Here is a 13,446-nt window from a genome sequence, read left to right as displayed (position 1 = left end):
TTTATATTGCATGGTGCAAAATTGAGGTTAAAACCATGCAGTTACATTACGAAAATACAATTGAAAATTATTTTAAAAATAAGCGCGAAATGCTTGGTAAAGAAGGTGTCTCTGAAAAGTCTCTGAGCGGTCAGCCGACTTTTATGGACTTGAAAATCATGGAATTTTGGAGCCGCTTTATGCGGTATTATCCAGATGGGGATTGTAGAGTCTTTTGCGACAAGTATATGACGGATGAATGCGTTGCGACTTTTTTGGATAGAGTGTATGAATCCCGTGAATGCATTGAACTTCCTACTGGAATTACGACGGAGATTGAGGATAAGTGGTACAAGGCAAAGGACCTTCTCGAAGAATTCCATAAAAGCCGAAGAATCATTTTTGCTAGGCATTTTCTGGACTTTGTTGCTCATTGGGGCGATGGTGATGCTTATACACGTCAGTTGCTCTCTCAGTCGATTCAAGAGTGTTCAGCAAACTGGCTTGCTGGTGGATGCGATGAAAGTGATGTGTCGATGCAGAGGGCTTTTGAATTGAAGCGTCTTTTCCATCTTTCGGATGAAGCCCTGGATCTTGTGCTGTATTTATGGCTGCGCGATCATCATAATATGTTTTTTAAGGTTGAAAAGATCTCAAAGATGTTTGATTACTTTGATCCGTCCGAACGGGGATCGTTTAGGCGAATTTCTTTGATTGCGGGGCTTGATTCGACTGTGCTGCATAATCTTTGTTCTAAGGAGAGTGCTCTTATCAAGTTCCAGTTGGTGTGTATGGAGGAGTCGTTCCGAAATTCGGATTTAAGAATCAAGCGACGTGAACTGTATTTGGCGAACGAGGTTAGCGATTTTCTGTATGGCTTTTCGGATATGTCGAGGATTATGGATTTGAAAACGGCGCCAAAGCCTTGCGTCGATTATGCTCAGATTTCCAAGACGAATCCGCGGGCGTCCTTTGTTTTGCAGATGCTGAAAACTCATCAGAAGGGCGCTCCTCTTAACATCCTTTTTTACGGTCGTGAAGGAACTGGAAAAACGGAACTTGCGAAAGCGCTTGCTCAGGAGTTGAATGTCCCTTTGCTTGCTGTGGGCATGGGCGATGAATCTATGGATAAGGAATCCCTTTTGCAGACTCGTTTGCGTTCTATGTTGCTTGCTGATTGGGAATGTGAGCGGGGTGGTGGCGTAATCTTGATGGACGAGGCTGATTTGGTTTTGAACCAAGCGGAGAAAGGTTTGCTGAATATCATTTTTGAAAATCTGAAAACGCCTGTCATTTGGATAACGAATAATATTGCGTGTATTGAAAATAGTACTCGTCGCCGGTTTGACTATTCGCTGGAATTTTTCACGTTCAGTAATAAGGAACGCGTTGCGATTTGGCAGTCTGTTCTTAAAGCGCAACAGGCGGAATCGATTTTGTGTAATGACGAAATAGAAAATATCGCCAAGGAAATTCCCGTGATGGCGGGGAGTATTACTTTGGCGGTTCGTCAGGCGCAGCGGATGCAGGCAGCGGATTTTTCCCCGTTGAATGTGGTTCGTGAAATTGCGACGTCTCATGCCAAACTTTTGGGCATATCGATGGGTTCGCAAGAGGCTAAAGGAAACGAGTATAATATGGAATGTGTCCGCATTTCTAGCGGGGATGTAAAGAATATTGATTATGTCGTTCCGATGCTCAAAAATTTCGATGCGCAATGGCGTGCTTCAAAATTGAATGGACGCAGAGAAAACTTGAATATCTTTTTGTATGGCCCTCCGGGAACGGGGAAGTCGGCTTATGCAAAGCATATTGCTCATGATATTCTTGGACGAGATTTGCTTGTGAAACGCGCAAGCGATATTCTTGGCGGCATTGTGGGCGATACGGAACGCAATATTCGTGAAATGTTCAGAGAGGCTGAACAGAGTGATGCCATTCTTTTCGTTGACGAGGCTGATAGCTTTTTTGATAATCGTAGCAATGTGAAAAATCACTGGGAAGTGACTTTGGTAAATGAGTTTATATGCCAGATGGATTCGTTCAACGGAATGCTTATTGCGGCGACGAATTACGAGAATGTTTTGGATTGGGCTATCCGTCGGCGTTTTCAACTGAAGCTGTCGTTTGACTATATGGACTCTAAGCAGGTCTCGAAAACATGGACATCGTTTTTTGGGGATAAATGCCCAAGAGAAGTTCTTGCTTGCGATAATGTGTCCATTAGCGATTTTCAGAATGTTCGCCGTAAACTTGTCTACGTTCCCGCTGACTTGCGCACGCGAGAACTGATTATGCAGAACATGCTCGAAGAAATTGCCAACAAAGATGACCATCAAGGACGCAGATTGGGACTGTAATTTATTTTACAGTAAAGTTACAAATTGCCACTTGCCACTATATTCAATTATTGGTACATTACTGCATGACCCTTGAAATGGCCTCAGGCATCCGAAAAAATCGGATGTTTTTCTTTTTTCAGAATCAGGAGGCTAAATGAGTCAAGATAAAATGCGGTCGCGCGACCACGACGGATTTTTCCGTTATGTCTATAGCGTTCCCAAAAATGCCAAGGCGTTGCTGAACATTTGCCGCAAGGACAACGGCAATCTCGACAGAGTCCTTGCCGAAGTGGACTTGGATTCGCTTGTGCGTCTGCCGGACACTTACAGCGAAGTTGGCGAACGCGGCGAAGCTGACATCGCGTTCAAGGCTCATCTTTCGGGCGGCGGCGAAATCAATGTCGGCATCCTTTTGGAACACAAGTCCAAACAGGAGAAAAGCGTACTCAATCAAGTCGGACGTTACGCTCTTCGGGTCATCATGGATCACGAAGACGAAGTGTTCAGCTGGATTCCGACAAAGGCGATTATCATCTACAACGGCCCTACCGGATGGGATCCTTTGGCGGAATTTCGCAAAAAGGCGCGTGCTAAATTTCAGGGGAACGAACTTCCTTTTGAGTGCGTGCTTGTGAATCTTGCCGCAGCTGATGATATTGCCTGTGTTGAATCCGAATCCCCTGCGGCGGCAGTCGGGGTGATGGCGATGAAGTACGCTTTCAGCCCTGAAGGTTTTAAGGCGGCTATCCCGAATGTCGAAACTATACTTCGAAAAATGCCTAGCGACGAGCAGGCTACCCTTATCGAAAAAATCATATTATATTTGGGAGAGTATATTGACGAAAGTACCGTGGAGGATCTTCAGATGGCATGGAAAAGTATCGGACAGAGGATGGGCTTTGTAAGCGCCGGGGATGCTCGCCGTGCCGCTGAAAAAGCTAGTCTTGAAAAAGGACTCGAAAAGGGTTTCGACAATGCTTTGGATGTTATGCGCCAACTTGGAATTCCTGAAGAAAAGATTCAGGAAGCCAAAGCGATGCAGGAAAAAGCGTCAAATAAATGAGCCTGTAACAAAAAAAAGGTAGTCCTTAGACTACCTTTTCAAATCTTTGCGCGTTTCTTGCGAATTTCGCGTGCGCGTCCTGCGTTTTATTGCTTGCCGTTTGTCTCTTATGCGAACAGCCTGATCACGCGCTTGATTCCCGCAACAAAACGGTCGATGTCGCGTTCGAGCGTGTAGGCGCCAAAGCTCAAGCGGAGCGTGGCGTCAAGCCCAAAGCGGTCCATCACGGGTTGCGCGCAATGGTGCCCGCTGCGCACGGCGACGTTTTCTTCGTCGAGAATCATCGCTGCATCACCAACGGCAATTCCGTCCAAAGTAATGCTGATGAGTGCACCACGTTCCTTCGGATTGCCAAGAACTTTTACTTGCGGAATTTCGGCGAGCTGCTTCAAGGCGTACTGCGTAATTTGAGCTTCGTGTTCACGGATGTTGTCGAGGCCTTTTTCGTTCAGCCATTCCACCGCTTTTCCAAGGCCGATAACTTCGGCAATGGCAGGGGTACCAGCTTCAAAGCGGGCTGGCACATCAGCGTAGGTTGTCTTTTCGAAAGTCACGTTCTTGATCATTTCGCCACCGCCGTGCCAAGGTGGCATGCTGTCGAGTACATCGTATTTGCCGTAAAGCACGCCAATTCCGGTCGGACCGTACATCTTGTGACCGCTGAAGGCGAGAAAATCGCAGTCGAGCTTTTGCACGTCAATCTTGATGTGGCTAGAACTCTGGGCGGCGTCAATCAAAACTTTTGCCTGTGGGGCAAACTTGCGTACTGTGGCGATGATTTCTTCAATTGGGTTGACTGTGCCGACGGAGTTGCTTACGTGGGCAACGGCGACCATCTTGGTGCGCGGCGTGAGGAGGCTGGGAAGTGCTGCCAAATCCAAGTCGCCATCGTCCTTGACGGGGATGACCTTGATTTTAGCGCCTTTCATTTCGGCAACGAGTTGCCAGCTCACGATGTTTGCGTGATGTTCCAAAGCGCTGATTAAGACTTCGTCGCCTTCGTTAAAGAATTTGCGTCCGTAGCTCCAGGCCACGAGATTGATGCTCTCGGTGGTGCCGCGGGTGAACACAATTTCGTCTTCGGTTTTTGCGTTGATGAACTTCGCAATGTCCTTGCGCGTCTTTTCGAACGCTTCCGTGGTGCGGGCGCTCAAGCGGTAAACGCCGCGTTTTACGGAACTGTAATGTTCGCGGTAAAAATCGTCCATCGCATCAATGACGCAGGCGGGTTTTTGAGTCGTGGCGGTGCTGTCCAAAAAGGCGAGGGGCTTTTGCTCCTTGTCGCCAGCGACTAGCATCGGGAATTCATTGCGTGTGAGTTCTGCATTAAACATGGTGCCAAAGATAGAAAACCTACATAACAGGTGGCTAGCAATAGTAAAATATTATTAGTGTGCAACAATTTTTTTGCATCTGCGTTAAGTATTGGTTATAATTCGTAATATATTTAAACTATTCAATGGTCATCCTGAGCGAAGTCGATATACGAAACTAGTCAACTTGTTGACTTAGTTGAGTTAGGTTCGAAGGAGCAGGATCCAGTAAAGGTAAAAAGAGGAAAAAATGAAGAAGTTTTTTGTGGCGGGTTTGATTTCCGCATTTTTGGCTCAGGGGGCGTTTGCGCAGGAGGCTCTCCGCAACGCTGTCGATTCGAACAACTGGAAAAAGGTTCGTAAAATTGTTGATTCCGGTGAAATGGAAGAAATTTATTGCGGCAAGATGTCTGCAAAGAACGCGTCCAATATTTATGCAAAGGTTTTCAAGCAGATGCCGGATGAAGCTTTTGCTGCTTGCCCATCGCAATTCGCGTATGGATTTGGAACAAAAGTTTGCGGGATGGCCAATGCGGCCAATGCTTGCACGGGTGTAATCAAGTATTTGTTTAACGATGCCGAAAAGGGGAGTGGCAAGGCTCTCAAGACGCTTGACGAAGTGGCAAAGGTTGCAACGAAGACAAAGGCTTTTGGAAAACAGTCCCTTGTGAGTGTCGATACGACGGTCTGGAAACCGTGCCCTAAGAAAGGTGCGGCACGAACAAAGTGTCTTGCCCAATGCAAGGTGGATGCAAATTCTTTGATGGCTATCAATCATGATGTCGACTGCAAAAAGAATCCGGAGCAGATGGTCGATAAGACAATCAAGGTTTATAAGCCGTCGCCGGTTTTTGCCGCTCTCCGTACGGGTCTTACGGAAGGCTTCTGGAAGGCTCCGATGTCTGTTGCCGGAACGTATGCCGCTTACACGAGCAAGTATGCCAAGGTGCTCTCGATTCCGGATACTGCTGTGACGGGCGTGAATTATGTGAAATCTTGGGCCGCGAAGCACAAGGCTGCAAAATCGTCGCTCCCAGGCGGTCAGTTGTTCCGCTTCTGTACGGCATGGAAAGGCAAGGTGGATCCGATTCTTTCTGCCGAAGGTTTCAGCACTCGTTGCCCTGTTTTCAAAAACTTTGTTGACAAACGTGACAAACAAGTTTATAAGGTCAAGGAAATTGGCGGTGTTAATTGGTTCGTAGAAAACTTGAATTACGATGCCAAGGATGGTTCGATGTGCTATGACCGCGATGATGGAAATTGCAAGACCTTTGGCCGCCTCTACACGCAGGAAGCCGCCAAGACTGCTTGCCCGGATGGCTATCATCTCGCTACGGATGCAGACTGGAAAAAGCTTGAAGACTATGCAGGCGGTTCTCGCGAAGCCGCTCTCAAACTCAAGAGCAACGGCAGCGACGATTACGCGTTTACGGCCATGTTCGGCGGTTACGCCAACAAGAGCGGCGTCTGCACGACGATGGGCGATGGCGCCTATTTTTGGACGGCGGATGTCGATACCGATTCTCGCGGCAAAGCTCGCACCATGTTTGCTTCAGACAAGGATGTTGGCTCTATCACGGTGGACCCGAGTTTCTATCTTGCTGTCCGTTGTGTAGCCGGAGCTGAATAAATGGAAAATTTAAAGTCGGGCGCATTTGCGCCCACCTGTTCGCGTGAAACTTGGATCAGGCGCCAAGCGCTGATGACCAAAGTCCGTGATTTCTTTGTTCGTCGTAATGCGCTCGAAGTCGAGACGCCTGTGCTTTCTGCCTATGGTGGAACGGACCCGCAGCTTGATTACTTTGAAATCGAAGACCCGAAGCGGTTCATGATGACGAGCCCAGAATTTCACATGAAGCGTTTGCTTGCCGCGAACTTCGGGGACATTTTCCAGATTACCAAATCGTTCCGCAAGGATGAATTCGGCGGCCACCACAACAACGAATTTTCGATGGTGGAATGGTACCGCGTGGGTATGCCGCAAGAAAAGCTCATGGACGAAGTCGAGGACCTCGTGAGCGAAATTATTGGGACTAAACTAAACGCGCGCCGCACCCGCTGGATTGACGCGTTTAAGAACTACGCTGGTATCGATCCGTTTTGCGAAAAACTTTCGGACTTTGCAGATGCTTGTGCTGCACGTGATGTCCCGGTGCCTGTTGGGAGCGAAACGCTCACTCGCGAAGAGTGGTGGGACTACATGATGGTATTCTTGGTCGAGCCCGCGCTGGCGAGTAACGGCCCCGAGTTCATCTTGGATTATCCGCCATCGCAGGCTGCGCTTGCGCAGACCTACACCGACGCTGACGGTCGTGTGTGGGCTCGCCGCTTTGAACTTTTCGTGAATCAGGTGGAACTCTGCAACGGTTATACGGAACTCACAGATGCCGTGGAGCAGCGCCGCCGCTTCAATGCTGACTTGGACATCCGCCGTGCAATGAACAAGCCTCTGCCTCCGCTGGACGAACGCTTTCTCGCTGCTCTTGAATCGGGAATGCCTGCTTGTTCCGGTGTGGCGCTTGGGCTAGACCGCCTGTTCATGCTCGCCCTCGGCAAAGAAGAAATCGCTGACGTGATTTTGTTCCCGAGCCCCATTGCTTAACGCGCAACAGCCCCTTACATTGTCACCCCGGACTAGTTCCGGGGGCGCCATCTTGTATTACAATCCCAGCAGTCTCTTTAGCTCGTGGCGGACTTTCAGTTCATTCAGCGATCCGACATCGACATGCTGGATCTTGTCGTCCTTGTCCACGACAAAGCTGACCGGAATCACGCCCGGGTTTCCAAGTGCCTTGATGGCGTCGTAGTTCCAGTGGAGCATCGTCCACGGAATGTCCATGCTTTTTTTGTACTTGCGGGCGACCTTTTTTGAATCGTCCTCGTCAATCATTAAGATTTTAAGTCCCTTGGGCTCGAATTCTTCGTAGAACTGCTTGAGTACAGGCAGTTCAGCCCGGCATGCGGGGCACCAGGATGCAGTAAGTACAATGAGCGTTGCTGTCCCTTTCTCGCTTGCGTAGTCCGACTTACCCCCCATCACGTTGTCGGCGGTGAAATTCACGACCGTCTCCGGGAAGTTCAGTTTTGGGCGGGAATGCGATTCAATCGCGTAAAATGCAAACGCGAAGAAAATGATTGCCCCTACCCATGCGAGTATTTTATAAGTGGAAGAACGCATTGTGTAAAGAATTTATGAAATTTTTGAGCTTTTTAAGTTATATTCTAGAATATGGCATATAACATTCAGGATCTTTTAGCAGAAATGGTTAAACGGGGCGCTTCCGACTTGCATATCACAGCCGGTTCGCCTCCTCTTATTCGTCTTTCCGGTAAGCTCACTCCTATCGGAGAAAACAAGCTCAAGCCCGACGAAACCATGCGTATGACTTACAGCTTGATGAATGAAGCCCAGAAAAAGACTTTTGAGCAACAAAAGGAATGTGACTTTTCATTCGGTATTGCAAACCTTGCGCGTTTCCGTGCTAACGCATACTTGCAGCGCGGTTGTGTGGCTCTTGCGCTCCGTATTATTCCTCTTGAAATCAAGACTTTTAAGGACCTCGGTCTTCCGAAAATCATGGCCGAATTTACGACCCGCCCTTCCGGACTTGTCCTTGTGACAGGTGCGACCGGCTCTGGTAAATCGACGACCTTGGCTGCAATGATTGATAAAATCAACAAGGAACGTCACGACCACATTTTGACGGTTGAAGACCCGATCGAATTTTTGCACAAGCACCAGGGGTGCATGATTAACCAGCGCGAAGTCGGTAGTGATACGCACAGCTTTGCCCAGGCTCTTAAGATGGCTCTCCGTCAGGACCCTGACGTGGTGCTCATCGGCGAAATGCGTGACTTGGAAACGATTCGTGCTGCCCTTACTATTGCTGAAACGGGTCACTTGACTTTTGCAACGCTTCATACAAACTCTTGCGTCCAGACGATTAACCGTGTGGTTGACGCTTTCCCGAAGGGCGAACAGCAGACCGTGCGTACGCAGCTCTCGTTTGTGCTTCAGGGCGTTATCTGTCAGACCCTTTTGCCGAAAATTGGCGGTGGTCGTGTGATGGCATACGAAGTCATGAACGTGACGCCGGGTATTCGCGCTCTAATCCGTGATGACAAGGTTCATCAGATTGAATCCATGATTGAAATTGGTCAGAAGTTCGGCATGAATACGATGAATATGTGCTTGTGTGAACTTGTCAAGAATCACAAGATTGACCGCTTTGATGCTCTAGCCCGTTCGTCGAGTCCGGACCAGTTGGAACAGTTGTTCGTAAAAGAAGGGGTGTAATCAATGGCTGAATTTTTGTATAAAGCCCAAAATTCGCAGGGCAATAGCTTCGAAGGAACTCTTGAAGCGAAGGACAAGGCCGAAGCCGAAGCCCTTTTGCTCCGTCGTCGCTTGATTATCACGAGCCTCAAGAAAAAGCCGACTGAAATCAAGATCAAGATTGGTTCGGGCATTAAGACTGAAGATATTACTCGTTTTACGCGTATGTTCTCGTCTATGTGCTCGGCTGGTCTTCCGATGTTGCAGTGCTTGAACATTCTTGAAGCGCAGTGTGAAAACCCGGAACTCAAGGCTGTTGTGCATAAACTCACGCAGTCGATTAACGGTGGTTCTTCGCTTGCCGATGCTTTGGCGCAACACCCGAAAGTATTTGACTCCCTGTATTGCAACATGGTGGCCGCAGGTGAAGCGGGCGGTATTCTTGAAGGCATTCTTGCTCGTTTGGCCGAAACGCTCGAAAATAACCAGCGCCTCAAACGCAAGGTGAAAAAAGCTTTGACCTACCCGATCATGGTTATTATCGTGGGTATCGTGGTGGTGATTGCACTTATGACGTTCGTGGTGCCGACGTTCGCTGAACAGTTCGCGGCTCTCGACGCAGAACTCCCTGCCCCGACGCAGGTCGTGATGAATATTTCTGACTTTGTTCGAAATAACGGCGCGTTCATGTTTATCGGACTTGTTATTGTCATCTTTGCATATAAAATGATAATGCGAATACCGGCGGCGCAATTTGCGATGGACAAGTTTACCTTGAAACTACCCAAGCTAGGCGATTTGCAAATTAAGTCCGCAACGGCAGGTTTTTCGAGAACGCTTGGAACGCTTTTGAACGCCGGTGTGTCTGTGATGGATGCTCTGAAGGTCGTTGCGACAACCGCAGGTAATAAAGTTGTTGAAAAGGCAATTTATAAAATATCGATTGGTATTGCAGGTGGTAAGTCCATTGCCGAGCCGATGGAAGAAGTGGGCATTTTCCCGCCCATGGTGATCCAGATGACGGGCGTTGGTGAAAAGACTGGTAACTTGGGCGGTATGCTTTTGAAACTCGCAGACTTCTACGATGAAGAAGTGGACGCGGCCGTGGACGCCGTCGTGAGTATGATTGAACCGCTTATCATCGTGTTCTTGGGCGGCGCTGTCGGTGGCCTCCTAATTGCTATGTATATGCCGATGTTCTCGATGGGCGACGCAATCAAGGGCTAAAATTTCGCTGAAAACGCATCGCGATACTGCATCACGCTTTGGCTCACGTATTATTATACGCTACGCCAAAGCGTTCTTTGTCTCGCTCGGTTTTGAACGAAATTTGAAAAGCAAACGGCTTCGGGGATTCGACGCCTTGTTACTGAGACTCCGCGCTTTAGCGCGGGAAATGGACGTAGTTCGTTGTTCGTCGAAGGATGTCGCAAACATATCTTGTCGGAAACTTGTTTCCGTGTCAAGATGTAGCTTGTGACCTTACTTGTTTCTTATCCCTTGCTGGAATGTGTGGGTACGCTACGCGAAGTTGATTCCTGCTCTCGCTCGGTTTTGAACGAAAGCTCGGTTGAATTGTCACCCCGGATTTATTCCGGGGTCGTCTTTTTTTATGTTGCCTCTTGCTGAAGTTTTGAGCGAAATTTTGATAAAACGGGTTCTAATTAACGAAATCTTTTTTACAGCTGTTGTTTGTGAAAAACCAATATGTAATATCAATCAAATTCTCATTTACTTCTACAAGATAAAATAAGTCTAGAATCCTTTGGATTCTAAATAGCAATACATCGTCGGCTACATGTGGTCTTGGATATACAAGGCTGTTTCCTTCAAATTTTCCATCCCAAACATTACGGTCGTCTAGAGTTAAAGAAGAACTATCTGAAATGCAGTGGATTCGGAAACCATCGTATAAGAAGTAATCTGTTGCGTTTCCTTCTCCTCCTTTTAAAACAAATAGATCTAGGGAATCTACGAAAGGACTATACGATAAAATACTAGCATCAATAGCACATTTTTCTAGGTTTAGACAAATAGAGAAATCCTTTATTTTAAATGTAAAACAAAGAAGGGCGATAATTGGAATTAATAGAATCAAAAAGATTTTTTTTAAAGCATTTTTAATGTTTTTCATGTGCTGCTTGTGACCTTACTTGTATGAAATGAACGTCATGCCGGTCTCCGAGCGGGCATCTCCTTTTTTGCGCTGTCATCCCGGCCTTGTGCCGGGATCGCCATCTCGTATAGCGCAATCCTTCCTATTTCTTCATCCAGCCGGTGTATTTTGCGGTTTCGAGAATTTCGTTCGCGTTCTTGACGCGTTCGGCGGTGGGCGTTTGCGTGTCCTTGAGGGCGTAATCGATGCCAAGTTCCTGGTACTTGCTGAGAGCAAATGCGTGGTAGGGGAGGACTTCGACGCGCTTGACGTTGCTTAATGTGCGGATGAAGTCGCGGGTGCGCGTGAGGGCTTCGTCATTGTCGCTGATGCCTGGCACGAGCACGTGGCGGATCCAGATGGGCTTTTGGATACGGTCAAGGTAACGGAAAAATTCGATGATGTTTTCATTACCAAGGCCAGTGAGTTCTTTGTGAGCCTCGCCATCAATGTGCTTAATGTCGACGAGCAGAAGGTCGGTCGCTTTCATCAAGCGTTCGATTTTTGCGAACGCGTCACCGGTGCGTCGGAACGTGATGCCGCTTGTGTCGACGCACGTGTGGACTCCCGCCGCTTTTGCAGCTTCGAAGAACTCGATCATAAAATCGATTTGTGCAAGAGGTTCGCCGCCGCTTACGGTGATGCCACCATCGGTTCCCCAGTAGGGCTTGTAGCGTACGGCTTTTTTCAGCAAGTCTTCGGCGCTTATTTCAAACGATTCATTTGGTGTTCCGTTTGCGCTTTTGGTACCAAAGTCCCACGTTTCCGGATTGTGGCAGAACTTGCAGCGCATGGGGCAGCCCTGCGTAAATACGACAAATCGAATTCCCGGTCCATCGACCGATCCGAACGTTTCAAGCTTATTGATTCTTCCGAGAGTCATGCTCCAAAAATAAAAAAGTCTTGCATCGCGTGAAAGTGTTTTTGTTCTATATAATACAAACCTCGAAAAAAAAGTCGGTCGTGGCGGGTTTTGGTGCGATATTGTTCGGAAATTATGCATCTTTTAAATGCTTGTTCATTTATATTTAAAAGAGTGATGAGGAGGAAGTCTTTATGAAAAAATCATTGCTCGTTTTGATGGCGGCTGTAGCTACTTTTGTGATGTTTACTGCTTGTTCCGATGATTCTGGCGTCGATAATGGTGCTGGCGGTTCTGCAGGCTTAAACACGGAATCTCAAAAATCCTCTGATTATGAGGTGGGGGAAGGTTCGTGTGGCGGTGGACATTTGGAAAAAAGAGCAGAATGGGGGGATGAATCTATTGATTTCGTGATGAACGAAGACGGCTCTGCTGTTTTTTTCCTGAATACGATTTCTGGTTGTGCCGAATATGGACATGTAACAGATGTTAAATTGGAACGTCATGACGATACTTTATTGGTTAATGATGTTTTTGAATATTATCCAGATTATGATAGTCGCCCCATGCATAATTGCCTTTGTTTTGCCGATTATCGAGTGAAAGTCCCTGCAGAGTATATTGGCGTCAAGTACCTAGAATTTCACGATGTTTACACCATCGTTTATAAGGATAAAGAGTAAGGGAAAATTTCTATCTTTGGCGTTGTGCCGAGAATTGTTAAGTTAAACGATAGAATCCAATATTTGCAGGTTTCGTACGAGCCGCTGAGTGCGGACGTGGTCGCCGTGCGTGGCGATTGTGCTTGGTGGATATTTGACGTGGGCGCCTGCGATATGGCGGTCGATTTTATCAATGCCTTGCCGCGCGTTTTTGCGGCCTGTAAAGGTGATGGTAATGTCGCGGCTCCACTGAAAAAGAATATCGTCATTTCGCATTTCCATCGGGATCACTTGTTGAACGTTGTGCGTCATTGCAATGGAGAGGTCTCGCTAGATTTCGATACGCTTTATGTCGGCTCGCATGCATCGAAAGTTGTTGGCGAGATGAACGACCGCGAAAAGGTTTCTGTGACATCACCGCTTTCGTTTGACGATGGCGTGCATATCGAGATTTTACCGATTCCGAATAGCCATGCGAAAGGTTCGTTGATTCTTGTTGTCGACGATTTCGTGTTTTTGGGTGATGCGACTTATCCGATGGTAGGGCATGGGGAACCGGATGTTTATAACGTGCAGATTCTCGAACAGCAAATTAAAATGCTCAAGTCGCTTAATGCATCGCGCTTTTGCTTGAGCCATAAGCGTGGCCTTGTACGCGACAAGGATTCTGTTATCCAGTTCCTGGAATCTGTTTATGCCCGCCGCCAAAAGAACGAAAATTACATCGAGGCATAGACCGTCGCCTTCCCATTTCCGCGTCTTTTCGCCGCATCTCAACGCGCGCATTTCCTCAT

General features: G+C 47.6%; 12 protein-coding genes. 8 read left to right on the top strand and 4 right to left on the bottom strand.

The genetic code is table 11. The features are described 5' to 3' along the window. Positions 1-35: 35 nt before the first annotated feature. Together BUQ91_RS12960 and BUQ91_RS12955 are read left to right on the top strand one after the other, a co-directional pair. Complete coding sequence (locus BUQ91_RS12960) at positions 36-2,339, top strand: AAA family ATPase (RefSeq protein ID WP_074209573.1); 2,304 nt, start codon at positions 36-38, stop codon at positions 2,337-2,339. 136 nt (positions 2,340-2,475) lie between these two features. Continuing rightward, entirely contained in the window at positions 2,476-3,384 is a 909-nt protein-coding gene (locus tag BUQ91_RS12955) for an Rpn family recombination-promoting nuclease/putative transposase (RefSeq protein WP_074209572.1), read from the top strand. A 107-nt stretch (positions 3,385-3,491) separates the two neighbouring features. Here BUQ91_RS12955 and BUQ91_RS12950 read toward each other — a convergent pair whose 3' ends face one another. After that, positions 3,492-4,718, bottom strand: a complete 1,227-nt coding sequence (locus BUQ91_RS12950; protein WP_074209571.1) for an aminotransferase class V-fold PLP-dependent enzyme — start codon at positions 4,716-4,718, stop codon at positions 3,492-3,494. A gap of 229 nt (positions 4,719-4,947) precedes the next feature. Between BUQ91_RS12950 and BUQ91_RS12945 the strand changes: the two genes are divergently transcribed. Both BUQ91_RS12945 and epmA read left to right on the top strand, forming a co-directional pair. Beyond that, positions 4,948-6,327, top strand: coding sequence for an FISUMP domain-containing protein (locus tag BUQ91_RS12945; RefSeq protein WP_074209570.1), 1,380 nt, complete (start codon positions 4,948-4,950; stop codon positions 6,325-6,327). After that, positions 6,328-7,299: an EF-P lysine aminoacylase EpmA gene (gene epmA, locus BUQ91_RS12940; RefSeq protein ID WP_072829406.1), complete on the top strand. Its 972-nt coding sequence runs from the start codon at positions 6,328-6,330 to the stop codon at positions 7,297-7,299. Positions 7,300-7,356: 57 nt separating this feature from the next. On the opposite strand, the gene BUQ91_RS12935 is transcribed toward epmA, so the two are convergent. After that, on the bottom strand, positions 7,357-7,758 hold the full coding sequence (locus BUQ91_RS12935; RefSeq protein ID WP_254794434.1) for a TlpA family protein disulfide reductase: 402 nt from the start codon (positions 7,756-7,758) through the stop codon (positions 7,357-7,359). A gap of 168 nt (positions 7,759-7,926) precedes the next feature. Here BUQ91_RS12935 and BUQ91_RS12930 point away from each other — a divergent pair, with 168 nt between their 5' ends. Together BUQ91_RS12930 and BUQ91_RS12925 are read left to right on the top strand one after the other, a co-directional pair. Next, positions 7,927-8,994 carry a type IV pilus twitching motility protein PilT gene (locus BUQ91_RS12930; protein ID WP_072829402.1) on the top strand — a complete coding sequence of 356 codons (1,068 nt, stop codon included), beginning with the start codon at positions 7,927-7,929 and terminating at the stop codon, positions 8,992-8,994. A 3-nt stretch (positions 8,995-8,997) separates the two neighbouring features. Further along, positions 8,998-10,200 carry a type II secretion system F family protein gene (locus BUQ91_RS12925; protein ID WP_072829400.1) on the top strand — a complete coding sequence of 401 codons (1,203 nt, stop codon included), beginning with the start codon at positions 8,998-9,000 and terminating at the stop codon, positions 10,198-10,200. Between the two features lie 433 nt (positions 10,201-10,633). Here BUQ91_RS12925 and BUQ91_RS12920 read toward each other — a convergent pair whose 3' ends face one another. Next, positions 10,634-11,107, bottom strand: a complete 474-nt coding sequence (locus tag BUQ91_RS12920) for a hypothetical protein (RefSeq protein ID WP_072829398.1) — start codon at positions 11,105-11,107, stop codon at positions 10,634-10,636. A gap of 124 nt (positions 11,108-11,231) precedes the next feature. Continuing rightward, positions 11,232-12,011 (bottom strand): pyruvate formate-lyase-activating protein, encoded by a 780-nt coding sequence (pflA, locus tag BUQ91_RS12915; RefSeq protein WP_074209569.1) that lies wholly within the window; start codon positions 12,009-12,011, stop codon positions 11,232-11,234. Positions 12,012-12,184: 173 nt separating this feature from the next. Here pflA and BUQ91_RS12910 point away from each other — a divergent pair, with 173 nt between their 5' ends. Further along, entirely contained in the window at positions 12,185-12,673 is a 489-nt protein-coding gene (locus BUQ91_RS12910; protein WP_074209568.1) for a hypothetical protein, read from the top strand. Positions 12,674-12,697: 24 nt separating this feature from the next. Then, positions 12,698-13,387 carry an MBL fold metallo-hydrolase gene (locus BUQ91_RS12905; RefSeq protein WP_074209567.1) on the top strand — a complete coding sequence of 230 codons (690 nt, stop codon included), beginning with the start codon at positions 12,698-12,700 and terminating at the stop codon, positions 13,385-13,387. The last annotated feature ends 59 nt before the right edge of the window (positions 13,388-13,446 follow it).

The organism is Fibrobacter sp. UWB11, assembly GCF_900143015.1.
Classification (GTDB): domain Bacteria; phylum Fibrobacterota; class Fibrobacteria; order Fibrobacterales; family Fibrobacteraceae; genus Fibrobacter.
Note: the sequence above shows the minus strand (reverse complement) of the source record. Positions and strands in the feature narration are given on the sequence as shown.